This window comes from Paenibacillus sp. J31R30 (genome assembly GCF_059692115.1).
The window spans coordinates 79,477-100,962 of record NZ_JCAUAV010000001.1 but is presented as its reverse complement, the minus strand read 5'-3'; the positions used below and the strand labels follow the sequence as shown (position 1 = coordinate 100,962).

The 21,486-nt window shown below is 46.9% G+C and carries 14 protein-coding genes and 1 pseudogene; 2 read left to right on the top strand and 13 right to left on the bottom strand.

All coding sequences use genetic code 11. The features are described 5' to 3' along the window. Window positions 1–7: 7 nt before the first annotated feature. Window positions 8–655, bottom strand: coding sequence for a GntR family transcriptional regulator (locus AC58QO_RS00350; protein ID WP_497262982.1), 648 nt, complete (start codon window positions 653–655; stop codon window positions 8–10). A 184-nt stretch (window positions 656–839) separates the two neighbouring features. Further along, window positions 840–1,721: an AraC family transcriptional regulator gene (locus AC58QO_RS00345; RefSeq protein WP_497262980.1), complete on the bottom strand. Its 882-nt coding sequence runs from the start codon at window positions 1,719–1,721 to the stop codon at window positions 840–842. Window positions 1,722–1,845: 124 nt separating this feature from the next. Here AC58QO_RS00345 and AC58QO_RS00340 point away from each other — a divergent pair, with 124 nt between their 5' ends. Continuing rightward, window positions 1,846–2,730, top strand: coding sequence for a sugar phosphate isomerase/epimerase family protein (locus AC58QO_RS00340; protein ID WP_497262978.1), 885 nt, complete (start codon window positions 1,846–1,848; stop codon window positions 2,728–2,730). A gap of 24 nt (window positions 2,731–2,754) precedes the next feature. After that, a complete protein-coding gene (locus AC58QO_RS00335) occupies window positions 2,755–3,771 on the top strand; it encodes a Gfo/Idh/MocA family protein (RefSeq protein ID WP_497262976.1) in 1,017 nt (338 codons plus the stop codon). Window positions 3,772–3,923: 152 nt separating this feature from the next. Here the strand turns inward: AC58QO_RS00335 and AC58QO_RS00330 are convergent, their stop codons facing one another. The 11 genes and pseudogenes from AC58QO_RS00330 to AC58QO_RS00280 form a co-directional block, all read right to left on the bottom strand. Beyond that, a complete protein-coding gene (locus tag AC58QO_RS00330) occupies window positions 3,924–4,151 on the bottom strand; it encodes a hypothetical protein (protein ID WP_497262974.1) in 228 nt (75 codons plus the stop codon). 10 nt (window positions 4,152–4,161) lie between these two features. Continuing rightward, window positions 4,162–4,506 (bottom strand): annotated as a pseudogene (locus AC58QO_RS00325) (sigma factor); the annotation flags it as partial. A gap of 74 nt (window positions 4,507–4,580) precedes the next feature. Beyond that, entirely contained in the window at window positions 4,581–5,753 is a 1,173-nt protein-coding gene (locus tag AC58QO_RS00320) for an oligogalacturonate lyase family protein (protein ID WP_497262972.1), read from the bottom strand. 55 nt (window positions 5,754–5,808) lie between these two features. Then, the gene (locus AC58QO_RS00315; protein WP_497262970.1) at window positions 5,809–8,412 is read right to left on the bottom strand and encodes a hypothetical protein; all 2,604 of its coding nucleotides are present in this window, start codon (window positions 8,410–8,412) and stop codon (window positions 5,809–5,811) included. A 48-nt stretch (window positions 8,413–8,460) separates the two neighbouring features. Beyond that, window positions 8,461–10,647 carry a glycoside hydrolase family 88/105 protein gene (locus tag AC58QO_RS00310; RefSeq protein ID WP_497262968.1) on the bottom strand — a complete coding sequence of 729 codons (2,187 nt, stop codon included), beginning with the start codon at window positions 10,645–10,647 and terminating at the stop codon, window positions 8,461–8,463. A 142-nt stretch (window positions 10,648–10,789) separates the two neighbouring features. After that, the gene (locus tag AC58QO_RS00305; protein WP_497262966.1) at window positions 10,790–14,815 is read right to left on the bottom strand and encodes a LamG-like jellyroll fold domain-containing protein; all 4,026 of its coding nucleotides are present in this window, start codon (window positions 14,813–14,815) and stop codon (window positions 10,790–10,792) included. 75 nt (window positions 14,816–14,890) lie between these two features. Continuing rightward, entirely contained in the window at window positions 14,891–15,514 is a 624-nt protein-coding gene (locus tag AC58QO_RS00300) for an SGNH/GDSL hydrolase family protein (RefSeq protein ID WP_497262964.1), read from the bottom strand. A gap of 68 nt (window positions 15,515–15,582) precedes the next feature. Beyond that, window positions 15,583–17,832, bottom strand: coding sequence for a helix-turn-helix domain-containing protein (locus AC58QO_RS00295; protein WP_497262962.1), 2,250 nt, complete (start codon window positions 17,830–17,832; stop codon window positions 15,583–15,585). A gap of 90 nt (window positions 17,833–17,922) precedes the next feature. Further along, the gene (locus AC58QO_RS00290) at window positions 17,923–19,470 is read right to left on the bottom strand and encodes an extracellular solute-binding protein (RefSeq protein ID WP_497262960.1); all 1,548 of its coding nucleotides are present in this window, start codon (window positions 19,468–19,470) and stop codon (window positions 17,923–17,925) included. 75 nt (window positions 19,471–19,545) lie between these two features. Beyond that, window positions 19,546–20,388, bottom strand: coding sequence for a carbohydrate ABC transporter permease (locus AC58QO_RS00285; RefSeq protein ID WP_497264342.1), 843 nt, complete (start codon window positions 20,386–20,388; stop codon window positions 19,546–19,548). Between the two features lie 71 nt (window positions 20,389–20,459). Further along, on the bottom strand, window positions 20,460–21,350 hold the full coding sequence (locus AC58QO_RS00280; protein WP_497264341.1) for an ABC transporter permease: 891 nt from the start codon (window positions 21,348–21,350) through the stop codon (window positions 20,460–20,462). Window positions 21,351–21,486: the final 136 nt, after the last annotated feature.

The window sequence follows — 21,486 nt, the reverse complement described above, 5'->3', positions numbered from 1 at the left end:
CATTTACTTATTTGTAAATATGGTAGGTACCTAATCGAAGATGGGGAATCGTGTTCTGAATATGCTCCCGCATTTGAGCTTCCGCCTTACCCCCATCTTTCTTACTTAACGCCTCAATAATTTGGAGATGTTCGTCGAAGGTTTCATCCGGATTTCTGTATAGACCCTGCAATTGGCTTGTCACCAAAACTTGTGTGGAACGAATGGTGTTTGCTAGAATCGGATCTCCAGCTATCGCCACCAGCATCGTATGAAATTGAACATCTGCTTTGTAGTAGGCTTCTGCACTTCCTTGTTTAAATTGTTCATAGGCTTCCTCAAACAAGATCTTCATATAGGCGACATCCGCAGCACTTACACGAGATGCGGCCAAGCGGCACACAAGACCTTCCAGCACGGCCCGAATTTCAAAGACAGAAATCATATCTTCCACAGTAAATTCTTTGATGTACCAGCCTTTTGGCGTAGCAACAAGTAGGCCTTCCTTTTCCAATTCGCCGAGCGCTTTGCGTAATGGGGTTCGGCTGACACCCAATGTTTGAGAAAGCGAATTTTGGATCAGATATTCATTGGGTTTCAATTCCTTGTTGATGATCATTTCCTTGATGCGCTTATAGACAGCGGCATCTAATGTATCGGGAGATTGCAATAACATACATACATTTCCTTTCTATATGCAGAATATCGAGTCATTGCCCGATAACGTTGCGAATTTACATATAAGTATGAGCAGCGCCTCCACATGATTGTATTCATTGTATACAATACAGCTTTAGGATATGCCTAATCCCAAAACTTGTCAATCTCAGGAGGAAAACTTCCCTCCAAAGACATGACAATTATTTTTTACATTGTGAAGGACTGTAGTATTTGAACTGTTTAAAGATGCGAATAAAATAGTTAATGCTTCCAAAACCAACCCGATCCGCTACCTCAGTCACCGAAATGTCAGTTGTTCGTAACAAGTGTTCCGCCACGTTAACACGGTGCAAATTGACAAATTCTACGAATGTACGCCCCGTCATGCGCTTGAACGTTTTGCAAAAATGATGGATGCTCATATTGACCATCTGTGCGGCCTCTTCCAAGGCGATGTGCCTTGCGTAAGCTTCTCGAATGAATGCGAATAATAGATCAAAACTTTTCGTTCGTCTACGTTCATCAATAAGCTGCGTGCCCCTGTCTTCTATGTGCTCGAGATTATTATTCCGTCTGATTGCTGCAGTAAGAATCAATTGTAAATACGAGCGAACAGCTAATTCGTAGCCAAGTTTTTTCTCTTCAAACTCACTGATGATTTGAAGAACCGCTCTTTCAAATTGTCCATAGTCCAGTTCTTCAGCGCTCAATTTTACAGGAAACCTCTTCTGTCCTAACATAAATGGCAAGATCATGGCACCGTATAAAGGATCACCAGCATCACTACTGAACAACGACTTATTAAAAACTATCGCATAAAAATCAACATCCATATTGTTAACTGAATAGCCTGAATGCAGCTCACCCGAATGTACAAACAGCAAGTCACCCGGCGAACTTTCGTAGGGGCTCCCTCCGATATCAAATACGGCATGTCCTTTTACTATGTAAATGATTTCCAGATGATCGTGCCAGTGTAAATATAACACTCGTTCACCTGCGCCAAAATTATGAAACACGTTGATAGGGAATTGTTTTTCAGGCAAATATGTCATTTCTTTCAGTTCCTGATTAGCCGTCACCGTTTTCTTCCCTCCACGCAATAACAAAATTGTGCAACTTTTCAACACGATCATGTATAGATCAGAATTTCTTGTTTCGTTATCATTAATTATATACTCGCTTTACAACAGGGAGGCAACTATTTTGCAAAACATTCGTATCGGAACGCTTGTCAATGGCCAAGATGCCGTAAGGGTCATACCACAAATTGTAAAGCACGGATTTGAAAGCTTCCAACTTTCCTTTTGGCAATCAACGGGGACGTTAGATTTGAAGGAAACTGCCAATAAAATTCAAGATTTGATGCATGAACATGGAACTGTCATTTCCAGTCTATCTATCTTCGGTAACGCGTTGACAGGGCACGATGGAAATGCGGATACACTTGCCAGTTGGGAAAGGTTAATTGATCATGCCCACTTATTTGGCGCTGATACGATAACGGGGTTTACAGGACGTTTGGTCGACCAATCGATACCCGAATCTATTCCAAGGTATAAGGAAGTGTTCGGTGAATTAGCCCGCCGTGCTGAAGCGAATGGCGTCAAAATCGCATTTGAAAATTGTCCAATGGGTGGAACCTGGCACAAGGGAGATTGGAACATTGCCCATAACCCAACGGCATGGGAGTTAATGTTTAATGCAACCCCGTTTGACAATATCGGTCTTGAGTGGGAGCCTTGCCATCAGATGACACAGTTGATTGATCCAATTCCCCAGCTGCGCAAGTGGGCTCATAAAGTGTTCCACGTACATGGGAAGGATGCCACGATCGCATGGGACATCGTGAAGGAAAATGGTATTAACGGACCCAAAGAATTTGTTTGGCACCGAACGCCAGGGTTCGGAGATACGAATTGGACCGATATTATTACGATCCTTCGCCAGTCAGGTTACAAGCAAACCATTGACATTGAGGGATGGCATGATCCTGTCTATCGTGATGAGTTAGAAATGACTGGTCAAGTACATGCTTTGAATTACTTAAAAAATTGCCGAGGCGGCTCTTTTGTCCCTAACCCCATATAAACTCTACACAGGAGGAATTCAGCTATGAAAGCAATTAGAATTGTCCAAGCCGGTTGCGGTGGAATGGCGAATGCATGGATTCGATACGCTTTAGAACGTCCAGACGCGGAACTCGTTGCCTTGGTAGACATTTATGAAGATGCTGCGAACAAAATGAATGAGAAATATGGACTTTCCCTTCCTTGGTATTCGACTGTCGAAGAAGCTATTCGCTTATCCAATGCAAACGTTGTCTTTGATTGCACAATTCCAGCAGCTCATAAAGAGGTTGCAACCGCTGCGCTCCATGGCGGTTGCCATATCCTTAGTGAGAAACCAATGGCCGCTACGTTAGAGGAAGCCGAACAGCTTGCCGAATTGGCATCATCTCAACCAGAATTGCAATATGCGATTATGCAAAATCGTCGCTATTTGAAGGATATCCGAGCGCTGCGTGGACTCATAGCTCAAGAAGTTATTGGTCATGTGAGCTTCGTTACCGCAGATTTTTTTATCGGTGCTCACTTCGGAGGTTTTCGTGATGCCATGAGTAGCCCGCTCATTCTAGATATGGCTATCCATACTTTCGACCAAGCTCGTTTTATCATTCAAGCAAATCCAGTATCTGTGTACTGCCATGAGTTTAATCCTAAAGGCTCCTGGTACGAAGGATATGCTGCCGCCGCTTGTATATTCGAATTTGATAATGGCGCTGTCTTCACTTACAACGGTTCATGGTGTTCGGAAGGAGCTCCGACTTCTTGGGAGGCAGCTTGGCGTATCGCAGGCAGCAAGGGCACAGCGATTTGGAATCAATCAGCACCTTATGCCGAAATCGTTACTCCAGGCCAAGATAATAAGTTCATCTATGACTATCAACGAATTGAAGCGCCATACGTCTGGACAGGACGTGAGGGTCACACCGGTTGCTTAGATGAAATGTTTCAGGCAATTGTTGAAGGTCGGAAGGCTGAAACTTCCTTTTCGGATAATATTTTTAGTACTAGGATGGTATTCGGTGCAATTGAGAGCGCAAGGACAGGGCGAAAGGTGTCTCTCTAGTGTTCAGTATCAATCCTATTTTTAAAAAAGTACAAACGGCCTCGGTGTGATTCGTGATTACACCGAGGCTATTTCTGCGTATCTCAAATGATACTATTTCGTCATAAAATGTAGTTTTTATGTATAGTTTAGTGTTGCTTCTATATGGATAATTATCGAATCCGCATCTCGGCTAATTGTGAATCCTTTAGTGAATGAATCTGCTTCCCATCGAGGGTGTAAACACCTTCGTCGGACACGTCTAGGCAACCGGTCATATTCATCAGCGTAGAATTACCTGAACCTGACGGTCCCATAATTGGTTTGCCCAGCATGTTCAAAATCGTCTGCACAACCTCCAAATTCGTCCGTCCGCTCTTCACCACCAAGCTCACGTTCATCCAAAATTTACATATTTATGAAAATTTCGAACTTCTCGATTTTCAACAACTGTACCGCGTCCACCACATCGTCCGCCTCGCTGCCGAGGATATCAATTAAAGTAATCTCTTTCCCCTCTTTGTCCGTTCCAATGGGATCATGCAAGGACACCTCTTTCCGCGTTTTCTTCAATGACCGCAGATGCATCAGAATCTCATTTTCAATACAACGTGCTGCAAAAGTCGCCAGCTTTGTCCCTTTGTTTGGAGATAAAGATTCAATAGCTTTGATCAGGCCGATCGTCCCAATAGAGATCAAATCTTCCAAATCTTCTCCGGTATTGTCGAATTTTTTGAGGTTGTGGACACGAAGCAATGTAAAATCAGTTCAAGGGATATACCCTCAATACAATGATCGTAAGCATTCGGAAGGTCTCCTCCTCTTGGGCTTTACCCTTCTATCCGCTTATCACTTTTCAACGTCTTTTTCCAATCTGCCCTAGCCATATATACATTGGATTTGCCGCCCTTGTCGGAAGAGAACAGGACATGCTGATCATCCCGGGTAAAGATAGCATGCGGATGTGACATCTGGCTGCGCCAGGAAGTGCCATGTGCACATAGCAGGCCCATTTCTATCGAATCCCCTTCGTATTTTAACAAGGACATATAATTCCCACTATCTTTCATTACTTCGCGGATGTGCGCACGATCGCCGACACCCATCGTTTCCTGATAGTTCATCTGTACATGGGACGGCCGAGTGTAAGGATAATAATATCTTCTCTCATTCGAACCATCGGTGTTTATGAAAATATCGCCATGCAACAAAAATTCATCACCGATCCGCTCCCTAGATGAATACTGAGCCCCAACCCTTCCGCTGGCAGTAAAAAATTCATGTCCGATCCGTTCCAACCCTACCTTCTGATCCACTAGCGGATACACCTTGTCATGGTCTATGCGCGCCGTCCACATTCTCTGAACCTGAAGCCAAGGACCTTCATGGCAAAATAAAATAATATTCGAATCGACCGGACTTATATTCACATGAGAAATATACTGCCCTTCTCCCCACACCACATAGGGAGCTTTTCTCTCAATATCAAAGCGGATGACTACGCTCCTTGGTCTGCGGAAGTGTTTTTCCCTATGTGTTGAATAAGTACCACCACTATCTGTACAAAGCTCCATATGCTCCACATACGAAAAAGCGAGAAATTTCCCAGCATTGTCAACAGATAGATCGCTGGGCGTAAAGCCGCGTGGAATTTCCATAAGCTCCTCGGTTTCTAGATTATCAAGTCGAACGCGCATCAGCGTGCGGTCTGCAAAATAATAAACAACATGATTCCAGGCATCGAGTACGGAGCTGTACGGAATAACCCCCTCCCGATCGGTGATTTTCACCATTTGCCCATCCTTGAACCTCAATGTATATAATTGCATCGAACCGGTACGATTAGACGCTAGAAGGATATAATTATTTTCGCAATCAATCAATGTTTTGGTGAAATAAGGATGATACGTATCGCCAGAATTGTCGGTAAGCTGAATGACTTCGACATCCGTCAACTCGTCATGCTTCCTGGTGATTGTTGAGTAATATACATCGCCTTTCATAGTTTCCACTCCTCGTTATTGGCCTCCTGAAGAATTCTTTCATCTTCATGCATGCCTAGATTCTAAAATTCAGTATCTTTTCCTGCCCCGCAATGTTCAGATAAGTCAGACCGCTGCCGTACTCCGCTTTGGCATAACGATTCTCTAGCAGTGGATATGGCTCACCGACGATGGGGGAACCGGCCCATGTGCAAGGCTGATCCCAGCTAAGCCTCACTTCACCTTGAGAAGGAGAAACATAAGTGAGATCCTCCCCATCCTTACGAATATGAGCCTTCGACACTGCTTCTACAAACGAGGCAAAGCTTCGGTACTCCGACTTGCTGCCCAACTGCAGCAGCCAAATGTTGCTTTTCTCCAAACACAGAAGCTCCCGGTCTTTATAAGCCCCCTGCTTTGTAACGGTGTACGGCTTGGAAGAATAGACAGCGACATACGCATCTTTGCTCCGGCCGAACAGCCAGCCCCCGGCTTCCACGCATTCATCCATTTGGCCTTTCGGAAAATAGCAGTGTGTGAAGCCCACCACATCCTTAATGCGAAAAATATAGGCAAGCACATTCTTGCACACGATCGTCTTCGGAACGACATAGTTGCCTCCCCAATAGGAAGGGCGAGTCGTCTCCGAGTTATTGTCGTAACAGGTGACGAACACCGGCACCTGACCGTCCAGCAAAGCTTGCCCTGCGTGAGACTGGAAGCCGTGTCTGCCTTTTCTGGATTCAACCATACCAGATACCATATAGTCCTTCGTTCGATAGGTTGCGCAGTTGACGCCGCCCAACCCTTCATTCGGGAACAGGCCCATCCTGGTTTTGGTGAACAGCTCTTCCTCCGTGTTTGCGATGTCCTCGAGCCCCGGATTCGGCATGTATGTGCTACTACACAGCGCAACTGCGCCGATTGAGCACTTATCGTACAGCTTCTTGGGCTGGCCGAACATCAGCCAGTTGAGATGGCTCATGCTTTCCTGCTCCGGATACATGATCATGCCTTCATAGCTGCGGCCGTGGGTTGTAGCCAGAACTCCCTGGTAGCTATGGGATGCGATCATGAAGCAGATCGAATCGAGCAGCTTCCGGGCGAGCAGCCGGGCATAGCTGTTCTCCTCGCCGAAATCGTACATATTCAGAAGAGAGAGCATATCTTCCTCATAGTAGGTATTGGAATGCCATTCCATGAATCCGTAGGTGCCCTTCTCCTTCATCCAGCGTTCGGCGTTCATTCGCCCCTTTAACGCGTGGAACAGCCCATTCTGTTCACTATTCGGAAATATCTCCAAGGGAAACATCAGCCCTGCTAAATATTCCGCACTGTAGAACAGCATTTCATGGTTCTCCGAACGGGTAAACATCATGGACTTGCCCGGTTCATCCGTCCCATACTTGAAGCCTAAGATACATTGCTTTATCTTTTCCTTTAATGAGCCTGGTAGCAGTGGACTATCTTTATAAAGTGCATACATCCTCAGCAGCCCGTGAAGAGCAAAATCCGCGCAGTCGTAACGTTTATTAATAAACTCGATTCCCTGTTCAATCGCTGTAAAATCAATCGCCAACTCGACATTGCCGCCCTCTGCGGATTTCCATACCAGCTTAGCCAGCTCATAATAAACAACACGAACTCGATCGTCAGATCCATCCATGGATGCATACTGCTGCAGCACAAATTGCTTCCGCTCCGCAAATCTGAGCTCAGGCACCTTCTCCCAAAATCTTGGTGTGGAGAAGCTGCACTTCACGCCAGAAATCCGTTCTCCCGATATGGTTCTATAATCTATTTGTACGGTGTAAGAGTTCAGAGGCTTTAGTTCCGAAGTGTCTCCCAGCTCGACCACTGCAGCGCCTCCGGAAGCCCTCTGCAGCGAGCAAGCTGGTACCAGCTTGCTTCGCAACACTTGGCGATCGCCCCCAGTCAGGCTTAGCTCGAACTCACCGCCGCTTCTCATCATTTCATCCGTCAGCAACTCAATACGCTGATTCGCGCCCAGGTGCGGACGCTCCATGTAGAAGGAGGAGAGCTCCGCTTCAATCTGATCTCGTTCCTTCTGATCTTCCCCAAGCAGCGGCAGCGAGCTGTGCAGTCCATTGCCCTCCATCATAAAGGTAAAGGAGTTGGTGCAATGAAGATGAACGTTCAGCAGCAGAAGCTGACAATGATTCACTCCCGGCTTGAGTTGAAGCTCGACATGCTGCTTACCTCCACTCCGACCGACCTGCCATTTGGTAAAAACGATCTTGCCGTTAATCGCGACCGCGATGCTTCCGGTGTAGTCTAAGCTGCAAGCGATCGTCTGCTCCTTATCGGACACCAGCTGAGTGTACGCGAATACCGTCATCAAGCGAGCAAAAACGCCAAACCTGGCCCAAGTAACCTTTTTGTCCGAAGGATGCGCCCGATGCAGCCTCCATTGCTCCTGCTGGCCAAACAATCGCTGTTCCTGCCCTTCGGCAGGAGGGACTTTCAGAAGCTGAGCGAATACGTGATTCGCCTCATCTAATCTTGACTGGTACGGTTCGATAGGTACGATGTAATTGTCATAGTAAAGATCGGACACATCAAGCTCGTAAGGCCCGGCATAAAGCCACTCAGTTACCGGTTGACCGCTGACGATAGGCTTACAGTAAGCATGGTGCTTGGACTGGGATGCCATGTTCATTGTTCTGCTCCCTTGTAGTTAATTATTTGCAAGCTAAAGGCTATACCCTCATAACGTCCCTAACATACGGTTCATATTGTCGGCTTCGATTCCAGCAAGCAGGACGATGCCAATGCCATGTGGGTCATTCGTAACCGCCTTAAGATCATACTTGTAATAATTAGGGGAGTAGGAATATTTCGACCCGCAGCACACACCGTGGACCGATCCATTTCCCTCAAAAGCATGGCTGATTAATCCGCTCCACGCTTTACGAACAGCTTCTGCATAAAGTCTGGGCTTATCCAGCCAGCCAAATCGCACTCCTCTAGCAAAGGCATACATGAACATCGATGTGCAGGACGTTTCCTCGAAGGCATCTTCATCCGTCAATACTTGATGCCACAAGCCATTCTTCCCTTGGCGAGCAAGCAACCCTTCGGAGAAATCTCGGAAAAAGGAAAGCAATGTCGCCCTGTCCTGATGGTCTTCCGGCATCACCTCTAGCAGCTCTGACAAAGAAAAAATAACCCAACCGTTCCCGCGCCCCCAAGGGATCCCAGTAGCCATATTGAATTTGAAATCATAGACATGAGACATCAGTTTTTTTTCGGGGATATATAAGTATTTCTTAAAAAGAATGAACTGACTGGCCGCATCATCAAGCCATTTACGTTCACCTGTCAACTTGTAATATCGGATCAGGAATGGGGTGCTCATGTACAAGTCGTCCGCCCATAGCGTATTTTCCATGTAATAACCTTTGGATTCCCGATAAAATGCACCGTCATCCTGCCGTTCTTGCGTGCTTGCCATATAATCGGCAATGTGATGCGCCAGCCTGACAAAACCGTCATCCTGCGCCTCTTTATTGGCCTCCAGCATTGCACTGCCGATCGAACCGCAGTCGTCCAGCATCTTCATATCCACCAGCTTCGTGTTAATGGCTGGATACCCATACTGCTCACGGTCCCACAGAGCGTAGTCGTACATCGTCGTACACATTCTTAAATGTTGTAGTACGTATCGCACAAAATCAGTTCGGGCGAGCTTTCTGCCTGTCTGGAGAAGACCATACAGTGTCACACCAATCGGGTAATTCCATCTTGCATAACGGGCATTTTGCAGGTAAGGTCTAATCCAAACGCCAGGCTTATCGATTCGCCAGTAGGTATCATTGTTAGTACCTGCTTCAAACAAACGGTACATCGTTTGCAGCTGGTCTGGGACGATACTTTCAGCACGCTCCATCGGTCCTACGTAAAACCAACATTCATCTGTGCCTTTTACCGGGTGTGGCTGACTAAACGAATACCCCTCATCTCCAGCAGTCACTTCCAGTGTGAAACCCCAGTCTTCCTCCCCGCAAGTTGACTCAACTAACCAATTGTGTACCCCGTATGCGAGATGAACCTCAAGCTCAAATGGCCCTATCGTCTCGGACATAGCGACGAGTTCGCTGTCAACCCAGATGCGCAACTGGCCCGCTGACCGCCCTTTCACAGTGAACCGATTCCGACCCGGGAGGCGGGAGCTCCCTTTCGCCCAAGCATAAACCACCTTATTCGGCAGGATACCAAAAATTCTTGCACAGTTCATCAGCGACTGCTCATCAGCCGTTCGAACCTGAGAAGGAAACCACCGAACAGCCGAGTCCAATTCGGAGCCTTTCACATCGGGGAAGTTGGTCTCTCCGAACCGTTCATCATCTAATGGCTCCGAATACAACCAACCGCCACAGTCATATCGATCACTAAACGGGTTCATAAAATCTAAAGGAGTGGAATGGCTGCGGTTTGAACCGAATAAGCAGCCGAAACCGGAAGCTACCTTTTGGAAAATAAGTAGGGAGGCATTCCAGCCCACCTGTAACTTTACCTCAACAATTTTGCGCGTTTCTACATTTACCTCTTCAGCTACGCCCGATTTATAAAGCAACTTGCCATTCAGCAGCAGCTTCGTAGGACCATAACAATTGACTGCCGTTTCAACAGACCTCACGTTATCACTCCAAAGCATGCCAAGTGCGAAGGCATATTGACCATCGGCAGCTTCAGGATGTTTATCCTGCATATTAAAATCAAATCTGCCATCTTGCAGCTGTGGGATTGAAAGCCTGCTATAACATCGGAACACGAACGGATGCGGGGGATTATTCGCTATGTATGCGCCTGCTATCGTTTCAAGGATGGCGTCCGTGTCCTGATTTGCCAGTTTATATGTCATACTGGCTTCTACATCAAAATACCGTTTCATTCTTTCTTCTCCTTCCGCCATAAATAGAGGTTCCTTGCTTGGAACCTCTCGCGCCAGCATCGATGCGTCACACGACACATAGACGACTGGCGCGGTTGGAGTTCCAAAGCTAGAAAACAATCATGATTTGCTTAGCAGTTTCCTAGTTACTCGCAAGTGCTGCAATATCCGTTCCCGATAATGCGTTGTTAAAGGCATATACTTCGTCGATCTTGCCGTTAAAAGCATTCGAAAAATCCGGCCGTCTTCCTATAAACACATGTTCGGTGTTATTATATTGCGTCGACGGAATCGCGGTGAGATTGGAGTTACTTAATGCACCGTTGACGTAAATTCTTAATGCGGCACCAGGCTCAAATACACCCGCCAGATGGACCCATTGGCCAACCGGCAGCGTCCCTGCCGTCAATACGGTAATGGAAGAAGTTGCACCCGTGGCAATCTGGAAGACGCCTTTGCCTGCGGAATTTGTATACAGGCTCCAGGACCTTGAACCTGTGCCGTTCTCCTTCGAGATAATTCTCCCATTGCTCGCGAAGCTGTCGACATAGACCCAGGCGGCAACAGACATGGCACCTGTAAATTGCAGTTCAGTCGGAGTTCCTAGATCGACTTCATCGTTCGAACCATCGAAATCCAGACTGTTCCCAATCTTGCCGGCTGTCCAAACGGGGCCGTTAATTAGGGTTCCGTTCAAATGATTGCCCGAGGAATCCGATGCAACTGTTCCCGATGTCTCGTCAAGCTTCCAGTAACCCACAGCCGATGGTGATGGTATCGCTACTGTAAACTGAATTGTATACGTATTGCTCGTCGTTCCATCGGAAGACGTCACCGTTACGACAGCAGTGCCCGGCAGACTCGCCGGTAGGTCATACGCCACTGTAGAAGGCGATGCTGAGCTGGCATCCAGCGATGTCGCCGACACCGTCGGAACGCTAGAGCCGGACGGCAGTACGACATTGTAGCTGTACGTACCTGAATCGAACCCGGCAACAACCTGCCCATTCACCTGCAGGTCACCGAGCATCGCCGGTACGCGCACCTTGTACTCTGCTTGGTTGGCGCCATTCACTGAGCTGTTCGCCGTAATGGTTGCAGTACCGGCATACACACCAGCGACGTTAACGGACGATACGTCGATAACCGACGATGATGTAATCGTAGCTGCCGCACTGCTAGATTTCCAATCGGCATTCAGATTAGATGTGTTTGGAAATGGCTTTGTGGAGTCAAGCTGAATCGTTTGCCCAAATGGCACTGTTTCGGCTGTATTATCTGCTTTAATCGTAATTGGCACCGAATATCCATTAGCTAACCGCACGAACAAGGTCGAGTATTCAACAGCCCGGTTAAATGAAGCTTTCGTACGGTCCACAGTAACCGTAAACGTTACGGAACTGTTGCTTCCGAATGTTCCAGTGGACGGCGTAACCGAATACCAATCTTCTTCCGCGTTGCGTCGAATCGTATAACTGCCGGATCCACTAAGTGTGCCTGTCGAAATCGTGAACGTAGCGAAACTGCTCGTTTCTGGAATGCTAACCAGATACTTATCGGACTGGAACGGGATCGGCCGTTTCGGAAACAGGCTGCTCGACCCTTGTTCAAAAGCTCCAATATCAGGCGCCGTACCGGCATACGTATTCGTGAAATTGTTAACGATGGTTCCCATATCTACAACGTTAACTTCCCTTGCCGAATTGATGCCAGAAGTCGTCGGTGTAAAGACACCTGCATCGGGATTTGTCATCTTGCCAATTTTGAACAGACCATGCGTTTCGGCTCCTGGATTTGCATAAATATCCCCGGATCCATCGGCATCCGTGCTTCGTCCGAGCGCATCATAATCGAAATTCGTACCAGGGTTTACAGCAGGACTATTATCCTCAATGTTGTAATAATTAGACGAACCCTTAGTAAGATCCCTCATCACGACAATGAGATTATTTCGCGTACCGCCATACCAGTTTTTCGGCGTACTGCTGCCAGTAATCGCTTTGGGAACGGCATAAATCGTATTGTTGAAGAACCAGGTTTCACCTTTATACACAGTACTGCTGTTGCCGCCTAATTTGACTACCGACCCCGTGCCTGTTCGTCTATAATCATTTAGATTATGAAACACATTATTGAACGCATAGCTCGGTCCAACCATGTTCGGAGCGAAGCTGGTGCCGGTATAGCTCATCTCGAACCGATTGTCGAACACCCGAATATTGGACTGTCCGCCGTCAAATTCGACACTATCATCATTGGCATATCCAAAGAAGTTGCCGTAGATGTCTGCATCCTTATAAAATCCGCCGCTCTCTTGATTATTGTAATAACCGCTGATCACGTCATTGAACCGGTGGTACTCATCCGTGCCACTGAAGTCGTTATACCTGACCACCAGACCGCCTGCGCTTCGCAGATACATCGCCTCGGGTCCTTGCGGGTGAGAATTGCTATACACTTGCCCATCGGAGGTGACGCCTCCCCAAGGGTTCGCATAGCCTCTTGGTTCATGCACATAACTGCGTTCTACAACGATGTTCTTCGCGTCCTCGATCCGGAAGCCGGCATCACCTTCCAGCATATCTCCCAGCGCATCGATGGGTGTGCCATAACCGACATCACTCTTATTGATATAGGCCAACTGTGCAGCTGTATGCACGGTATCGACTGCCGTACGCCCCCAGCCGGAAATATCCGCATTTGTAATTCGAACGTCATGATCCGTGCTGTTCAGGTAGATGCCATTCTTGCTGCCGCCCTTAACAATGAAGCCATCCAGTATCGTATATACCGAATTCGTAACTGTCACGGCATTCTGCGTTAGCGTACCGGCATCGATGGTGAGCCCTGTATCGTTCACGATTTTGATCCAGCCACTGTTCGTTCCAGTCAGCCCGTTAATGACCAACCCGCCACTCGTATATAAACTGGATAACGATATCGTCTGCGCGATCACAGGGGTGGAGGTCCAGGTTTGAACCGTTCCCGTCTCCGATTTAATGAGAGTGCTTCCGTAGTAGACCTCCGACTTGACATCGTAGGACGTATTCTCATCCAACCTCACAATACTGCCTGAGAAAATCTCCTTGCCTGGAATATAAATGGGATCCAATGCATTCTTCCACACCGTGTCCGTTGTCTTCTTGTAGGACAGATGACGAATCAGATCATCTCTCCCACCAGCAATATAAACACTAATGGAGTTGAAAGAAGGCGTCAGCGTCAATCCGTAAACCGCAGTAGGCATTCCAGCCACCACTGTCACTTGAGCTGAAGCTGTGTATACCGTAGGGGTTGTGTTCGGCGGCGTAGTTGTCGTAGATGTGGCTGTGATGGTCGAAGTTCCTGTATTCACCGCTGTGACAAGCCCTGTGTTGGCATCGACAGTAGCGACGGAGGAATTGCTGCTGCTCCAGACGACTGCCTGCGGTGCTCCGGATGGAGCTACGGTGGCAATAAGTGTTTCCGTGCCCGCCTTTTCGATGGACGTAGACGTCTTATTCAAGGTGACGCCTGTAATGGTGCTCGGTGCCGTACCGCCTGTTTGAACGAGGCTGATATCGTCTACATAAGCGGTCATGCTGCCGCTGACGGCGCTGCTCGAGAACACGTAGATCCGCATATATTTCGCGTTTGCGGGCACTGTGAAGTTATTTTGATACAATGTGTATCCAGATGTCGTTGTCCCCGTAACCGAGCCAACGATTACATCCGAACCGACTGTAGTGGAACCGGTCGTGTAGAAGTTATCAGGCCCTACTTTGTCATAAAACCGGACGACCATTCCGGTCGAGGATGCCGAGTTCGTAGCAGCAGTTACATTCAAGTAAAAGGAAAGGTTGTAGGTCTGACCGGGAATGACTGACACGAATTGCTGCGCCGGCGTCTTCTGACTGCCCGAACCTGCCGATACCTTTAAGGCATTGTTGCCAGAATGGGCATATGTGGAACCCGCCGGGCTGCCATTTGTAACTTTCGATCCCGTAGAATCAATCTTCCAGCTGTCAAAGATTAGGACGCCTGAACCTGTCGCACTCTCGAACCCACCGTTCAGTAGATTGCCATTTCCGAAAGCAGCAGCTGGCTTCGCCATTCCGAACGGGATATACACTAGTACCAAGCAAAACATGATGAGCTTGCATAATCGACTTTTCAACACGTTACTCATTCAGTAGTTCCTCCTTTTGTTGGATCCTAACAGATTAGTACGTTTTGCGCGTTATGAGCTTCGTTATTGTAGGTTTCAATTGTTGTGTAAGTAGCCGGCAATGAAGGCAGCTTGCTGCCTTTGGACCTGCGAGAAGTAATGGACATGATCGCAGAACAGCGTCTCGCCATCGCCCAGCTTATGAGTAAATCTGTATAAATCTATGGATTGGACGCCAGCAGCCTCCATAACTCGATCGGCAACTTCGTTATAGTTAATTACGTCACGATTAAACCGTGCAAATTTCTTCATCCGCTCCTCATGAATGGCATCATCAACAGGAGTCGTCCTCACCCAAACAATTCGAGTAGGCAGAGGTTGCATGAGTTGTAAAATGGCCTGCAAATTAGCTTCATATGAGTCCATTGAAACTTGCAACTCGCCCGTCGACGGATTTCGTTTGATATCATGCAGCCCGCAATTCAGTAGCAAAATCGAATGATCAAAGGAGCGATTAGCGACGAGATAGGATAAATATTGCAGAACCATCCCGCTATCCCCACCATTTGCGCCTCTCATTGCGTCAGGGAGATCTTGGTTTTCGCTGATTGCATGGAGATCCTTCTTACGATCATACATGATTTCACTTTCGAGCATTTGCTCCAAATAGACCCCGTAATCGATCGATATACTGTCCCCTACAACGAACAATTTATTCAACCTTATTCCTCCTTTCAAATGCCCCGATACCGATACAGTTCCTAAACATACCTCCTCTGATGGCCGTTTTAATGTTCCGTCTGTTCACGATATTTGCCAGGTGTTATATTCTCCGAACTTTTGAATGAGCGGATAAAGTTGCCCGAATTGCTAAAATGCAACTTCTGCGCGATATCGCTGATCGTCATATCCGTCTCCCGCAGCCATCGTTTGGCAATGCCAAGACGAACTTTAGCCAGATACTCGCCAAAATTAATGCCCATTTCCTGTCGGAACACACGGCTAACATAGACAGGATGATAATTTAACCTTTCTGCGCATGATTCCAATGTAAGATTGGTTTCGGCTTCGTTATCAATCATGCTGCAGACCTCTTTAGATATGCGGTGATGCGCCTTGTCTTTTTGCTCACTAACCACCTTGACTAATGGCGTGATCAGCACTTGCATAAACCAACTTTCAATTTCCGGAATCGTCTTAATTTCAAACAACCGTTTAAATAAGGAGACCGTTCCATCGTAGGGCATAACACCACCAATTTCCTGATGAAGACGAAGCAGGTCGGTTAGCAGCCTCGCCACAAAGATTTGGTAATCCCGATGGTCAGCCGCATTCTTGTGAATTTCCTGAAGAAATAGGCTAAGCTTCTGCCTAATCTCATCCTCATTGCCTAGTTTGATCGAATCGATCAACTCATTCTCCATCTGCATGGGAAAAATGGGGGGCAGTTCACGGTTCGGCTGAACTTCGTCGAAGAAAAGCAGCGATTCTTGCTCATAGCGAATTCTGTATTTCAGGGCCTCTAACCCTTCCAAATAAGCCTTCGGTATCTCCTTCAAGTCTGTATGAACCCTGCTAACTCCGATGCTCAGTGGCAATCGCAAAAACTGCTTCACCTTTTTCTGAATGTCCATCGCCCGTTCAAAAGCGAGAAGTCGAGCCTCCTGGGAGTCGTCACCTTCACTGCCTATGATCAACACTTGCGACTGGTTAATGACAATTGACTCAAAGCGCTCACGAGCCGGAACGATCTCACTGGCAATATTGCTAATCGCAAACATCAGCAGGTAGCGATCCTGCTCCGTGTAGCTGGTGCCTTCAAGCGTGTCAAATTCGGATACAAGTACCACATATTGCTTCAGATTTGTTGGGTAATTGTAGCTCCGCATCATCTCTTCAATTTCATTGCGACGCCATTCGCCTAATATCAGCTTGGTGACGAAAAACTGCTTCAATTGATCGCTCATTTGTTGCCGTAAGTGAAGCAGAGACTTCAATTTTCCGCTGATAATGTCGATCTCGCTGCCTTTGTCCGAACCCGATACTAAATCGCGGAGCACGCCGTACCATCTTTTAATAGGTGAGTAAATAACCCGTGAACTGTAGAGCGACACCAAGATGGTAAGAATTAAAATACCAGAGCAGATATAAATGGTGTATCGGCCAATTTCCCTAGAGTCTTTCGAAATATCATCAAGCGAAATGACCGATAAATACAGCCAATTGTTGTAGCTCGAACGATAGGGAATAATAACCGAAGGCTTGCCATTCAGCTCAGCGGTAACTGCCTTATCATTCTCCAGCAAGGCTGTTTGCGCCACAACAGATTCGAGTGCGCTATGCAAATGCTCATCCGCGCTCGTTCCAGCAACAAACTTCCGATCTTCGTCCATAATGAACATTTCGCCAAACTCTTTATTTTTAGCAAGGATGGCATTAAGATCATCAAGCGAAATATCGACGAGCAACAAGGCAATTGGATTAGCGGAATGCAGGGGCAGCCTTTCAACGACCGTGACTGTTTTGTCGGATAAGTAATACCGATTAAATTGCTGACCAGCCTCCGTGTAGCGAGAGAAAGGTGCTGGATCCGAATAGTACGTAAAACTGCTAAAACGGCCCCCACTGCTGATCAACCAATTTTTTTGAAGATTGACAAGCACGACATCCGAGATGCCAAGTTCATAGGACTGCATAAAGGAAATTTCCTGCTGAATTTGCCCTACAGCCTGAAAGTCGTGTTGGGTAACGGCTTTGTTTAGCGTCTGGGCGACTAGCGTGGAGTACATTAATTGATTCATCATCTTATCAACCATACTTAATTCCTTTTCCGTTCGAAGATGAATCTGAGCCAATATCAAATCGTTGCCACGGACCACTTTCTCTTTTATCGAATTCGAGGAGATGACATAGGAAAGTAACCCCAGCGTAATAACCGGAATGGCACCCAGCAAAATACTGATTGCCAGCAGCTTGGTAAAGTATCGAGACACCTCAATGTTCATGCGCTTTCTTCCCGACCCATTTAAAAACTTCATTGCTACTCCTCCGTTATGACGACTGGGGCTTCCTCTGGTAGACGGTACAAAAGAAAGCCCAGGCATTTGTTCACTTGTAAATAAAAATGGCTACTTTTTAACCGCCTGATAAGCAGCATTTATTTCTTCAATATACTTAGTGCCCCCGCTGGTCTTCCATTGCTCAACCGCTTTCTTCCATCCTGCCGCGTCAAGCTCGCCGAGAATAAATTTGCTTTGAGCGTCGTTGATGGTTTGATCCAACGTCTTGCCAAGCGTGGTATACGTTGCCGATTTATAAGGCGCCGCAGGATTGAACACAGCAACCTTCTCATTCTCCCTGCGGACTTCTGCCGATCTAGCGACTTGCGGATCATCCGATTTTAATTGCGGCAGCAAATCCGTCAATATATTCATGTTATAGATGCCTGGGCCCGCGCCTGTCGACTTGGTGAAGCCGTCTTGATCCTTCCACACGATCTTTCCGCCGTCCAACGTATAGTGGACTCCTTCAATTCCATAGTTAAGCAGGAGTTGTGCTTCCTTACTGCCCAATTTGTCAATAAAACCCAATACCTGACGCAGCTGTTCCTCTGTCTTTACGTTTTTCTTTGGAATCATCATCATCAAGTTGAATCCGCTTTCACCTCGTGACTTGATACCAGCCGGACCTGTAAATTGATTAATCATCATCACTTGTGCTTTGGGATCATTTTTCTGAACTGATTTCTCCCGCGTGGAATCAGAAACCTGAAAATAAATACCCGCTTTGCCACCGTAGAAAATTTCATTCTTCTTGTTGGAATCCACCAGTAGGAAATCTTGGTTAACGCCATGATCGTCATATAACTTCTTCATTGCGTTAAGAGCATCTGTATACTGTGGTGTCAGCACAGCCGGAACCAATTTGCCGCCGTCTTCCGCCCATTCATTCGGTCCGCCTAGCCAGGTCATCAACGCTTTGAGATCCGAGAAACCGTTATCCATCACCCATCCGGTTGTATCGTTCTTCCCGTTCTTGTCTGGATCGCCAGTTCCGAAAGCAACCGCTGTTTTCAACAGTTCCTCCGGCGTTGACGGCGCTTTAAGACCCAAATTGTCCAACCAGTCCTTGCGAATAAAGATTGTGCTTCTTGCTTTATCTCGGGCACGATAAATGCCGTAGTTTTTTCCTTTGTATGAAGCATTGTTCAGGACACCTGCGTCAAGACGCTTCAAATTAGGGTAATCTTTTAAATATGGCGTTAAGTCCCAGAACACACCAGCATCAACGGCATTTGCAACTGCCGGTAGATTTAAATCGGCCACAACGACCGTCGGCAAATCTCCTGCCGCAAGTGATGCGGTCAACTTGTCATTGTATGCCGCGTTCGGTACCCAATTGATGCTCAGCTTGGAGTTGGTAACTTCCATCAGTTTCTTCATGACGTCGCTGTCAGCTGCTGGCGCATTTGGCGAGGTGTACATAGCCATCAAGGAGATATTCACCGCTTCAGCTGGTTTGGCGCTAGCTGTTCCCGGTGTCGCCGTTGTGGTAGATGCCGTAGTTGCCGTCGGTGTATCTCCACTTTTTGTTCCATTGCTGCATGCTGCTAGTAGCGCAGTGCTAAGCATGAGGACAACCATGACCTTTGTTTTCTGACCCGTAACCGTTTTCATTTTGTTAATACCCTCTTTCTATTCAAATTATATATTAAATGATGGCGAACTGCACTCCCGAAGGCCATGCTATCATCATCCTTTAACCGATCCGAGCAGGACACCTTTGGTAAAATATTTCTGCAAAAATGGATATAGAAGCAAAATCGGAAGCGTCGCGACCACGATAACAGATGCACGAACGATGTTCGAAGGTGGAATGTAGCTGAACTCGTCATCGCCAACCCCAGCCGTGCTAACCGTTACGATCTGCCGGAGCAAAACTTGAATCGGCCATTTGGACTGGTCGTTCAAATACAAAATCGCAGATAGGAACGTGTTCCAGTGTCCCACAGCATAGAAAAGCGAAATCGTAGCGATGGCCGGTAGTGACAAGGGCAGAATGATGCGAAACAAAATAAATGGATCGTTGGCGCCATCGATTTTCGCCGATTCTTCCAATTCATCGGGAATGGCCTGGAAGAAACTTTTGAGTATGATTAGAATGAACGGACTAATCAGCCCAGTCAGCCATAGCGACCAGTAGGAATTCATCAACCCCAACGATTTTACAAGCAAGAAGTTAGGAATCAACCCGCCAGCAAACAGCATGGTGAACACAATCATCATCATAACGGGCTTTCGGCCTTTTAAATATTTTCTAGATAGTGGATAAGCGAGCAACGCCGTCACAATGACATTGAGCGCAGTCCCTACTACCGTTATGAAAATTGTAGTCATTAGGCTTCGTGGCAACGTGTTGGAGGAGAAAATAAACCGGAATCCATCGAAGCTAAAACGTGTCGGGAACAGGAGAAACGGATGCGCCGCCAGTTCCGAAGAAGCCGCAATGGATGTGGCAAATACGTGCAAAATCGGTATAAAACAAATCAGTGCATAGAGAAGTAACAGCGAATAGTTGATCCAATCGAATAGCATGTTCCCCGAGTGCCTACGGGTTGCGCTGATCGGTAAAGAAATGTTTGCTGTTGTTGGTTTCGTCTGTTCCATTACCATATACCCTCTTCTCCGAACTTTTTAGCCAAACGGTTGGCAAGAAACACCATAATCAAACCTGCTACCGATTTGAATAGACCGACCGTGGTGCTGTAGCTAAACTGGGCACCAAGAACCCCTATCGTATAAATATAAGTATCAAATACATCCGCCACGCCACGATTCATCGCATTCGACATCAGGAACACATGATCGAAGCTGAGATCCATGATATCCCCTACTTTAAGAATAAGCAGAATGACAACAACATTCCGTATGCCAGGAAGTGTAATATGCCATACTTGCCGCAGCCTGCTAGCTCCGTCGATCTCTGCCGCCTCGTATAGACTCGTGTCCACACCGGCTATCGCCGCAAGATAAATGATTGTACCCCAGCCTGCATCATGCCAGATGGATTGAATCGTATATAAGGGGCGGAACCATGTGGCGTCGAGCATAAAGTTAACTTTGTTGCCGCCGAGCGACACCAATAGATTGTTAACGATCCCGCCTTCTGTCGTCAGCATCAGGTAAGAGAGAGACACGACAACGACCCAGGAAAGAAAATGCGGTAAATAAATAACCGTCTGGATGAATCGCTTAAATAACTGTTTCCGAACTTCATTCAACATGAGGGCAAGAATGATTGGGATCGGAAAAGCAAATACAAAGCCATACACGAACAACATCAACGTATTTCGAAGTAATTGAAGAAACGTATCTTCCGTGAACATCCTATGGAAATGTTTGAATCCGACCCAAGGGCTGCCCGAAAACCCTAGAAACGGCTGAAAATCTTGAAACGCGATAACGTTCCCAAGCATGGGCAAGTAACGAAAAATAATGAAATATAATATACCGGGAATCATCATCAGGTATAGCCATCGATGTTTACCTAACTCCATACGCACTACCTGTAACACCACCTTGTCAAATGATAAGTCGCTTGCAAACTCACTATAACTGGATTAGAGATTATCCGTATATGCTCTTTGCTGAACCAAGTGCCAGACAACGCTGCTTTTCATTCGATTATCATTA

Coding starts and splice junctions, on each gene's coding strand:
- AC58QO_RS00330 (WP_497262974.1), bottom strand. CDS start 4,151: ATGAACGTGAGCTTGGTGGTGAAGAGCGGACGGACGAATTTGGAGGTT.
- AC58QO_RS00350 (WP_497262982.1), bottom strand. CDS start 655: ATGTTATTGCAATCTCCCGATACATTAGATGCCGCTGTCTATAAGCGC.
- AC58QO_RS00320 (WP_497262972.1), bottom strand. CDS start 5,753: ATGAAAGGCGATGTATATTACTCAACAATCACCAGGAAGCATGACGAG.
- AC58QO_RS00310 (WP_497262968.1), bottom strand. CDS start 10,647: ATGAAACGGTATTTTGATGTAGAAGCCAGTATGACATATAAACTGGCA.
- AC58QO_RS00295 (WP_497262962.1), bottom strand. CDS start 17,832: ATGAAGTTTTTAAATGGGTCGGGAAGAAAGCGCATGAACATTGAGGTG.
- AC58QO_RS00305 (WP_497262966.1), bottom strand. CDS start 14,815: ATGAGTAACGTGTTGAAAAGTCGATTATGCAAGCTCATCATGTTTTGC.
- AC58QO_RS00285 (WP_497264342.1), bottom strand. CDS start 20,388: ATGCTATTCGATTGGATCAACTATTCGCTGTTACTTCTCTATGCACTG.
- AC58QO_RS00315 (WP_497262970.1), bottom strand. CDS start 8,412: ATGAACATGGCATCCCAGTCCAAGCACCATGCTTACTGTAAGCCTATC.
- AC58QO_RS00280 (WP_497264341.1), bottom strand. CDS start 21,350: ATGGAGTTAGGTAAACATCGATGGCTATACCTGATGATGATTCCCGGT.
- AC58QO_RS00335 (WP_497262976.1), top strand. CDS start 2,755: ATGAAAGCAATTAGAATTGTCCAAGCCGGTTGCGGTGGAATGGCGAAT.
- AC58QO_RS00290 (WP_497262960.1), bottom strand. CDS start 19,470: ATGAAAACGGTTACGGGTCAGAAAACAAAGGTCATGGTTGTCCTCATG.